The 360-nt window shown below is 68.1% G+C and carries 1 pseudogene; it reads right to left on the bottom strand.

Annotated features, from left to right (window positions below):
• A pseudogene (locus O4220_RS27745) lies at window positions 1-360 on the bottom strand (acetyl-/propionyl-CoA carboxylase subunit alpha); the annotation flags it as partial.

The raw sequence follows: 360 nt of genomic DNA on the forward strand, positions 1-360 counted from the left end.
TTTCGATCCACCGGGTGTGCACCGAGAAGGAGTCGCCGTCGCCGATGAACGCCGGATCGGAGACCACCGCAGCATGGAACGGGATCACCGTCGCCAACCCCTGAACATCGAACTCGGCCAAGGCCCGACGCGAACGCGCGAGGGCCTGCTCGCGGGTGGCGCCGGTGACGATGAGTTTGGCGAGCATCGAATCGAACTGGCCCCCGATCACCGAGCCGGATTCGACACCGGAATCGACCCGCACGCCCGGACCCGACGGCGCGGTGAAGGTGGTGACCGGTCCGGGTGCGGGCAGGAACCCACGCCCGGCGTCTTCGCCGTTGATCCGGAACTCGAACGAATGCCCCCGCGGTTCGGGGT

This window comes from Rhodococcus ruber (genome assembly GCF_027270735.1).
Classification (GTDB): Bacteria; Actinomycetota; Actinomycetes; order Mycobacteriales; family Mycobacteriaceae; genus Rhodococcoides; species Rhodococcoides rubrum_A.